Here is a 211-nt window from a genome sequence, read left to right on the forward strand (position 1 = left end):
GCAGAGCAACAATCCATTAGCTATACCCGTAAAAAGCCGGTGCGTAAGCCACTGCCAAAAGACTTACCTCGTGAGCAAGTTATTCACGACATCATCGACAAAACCTGTGATTGCTGTGGCGGTGAGCTACATAGAATGGGTGAAGATAAGTCAGAAAAGCTTGAGTTCATACCCGCTAAAATCAAAGTGATTGAGCATATTAGGCCTAAAT

The 211-nt window shown here is 43.6% G+C and carries 1 protein-coding gene; it reads left to right on the plus strand.

Going from position 1 to position 211, the window contains the following annotated elements; all coding sequences use genetic code 11:
* A partial coding sequence (locus AAEZ22_RS18735) for an IS66 family transposase zinc-finger binding domain-containing protein (RefSeq protein ID WP_350595978.1) occupies nucleotides 1-211 on the plus strand: 211 nt, incomplete at both ends.

The sequence above is a fragment of the Pseudoalteromonas sp. 20-MNA-CIBAN-0454 genome (assembly GCF_040308685.1).
GTDB classification, from domain to species: Bacteria; Pseudomonadota; Gammaproteobacteria; order Enterobacterales; family Alteromonadaceae; genus Pseudoalteromonas; species Pseudoalteromonas nigrifaciens.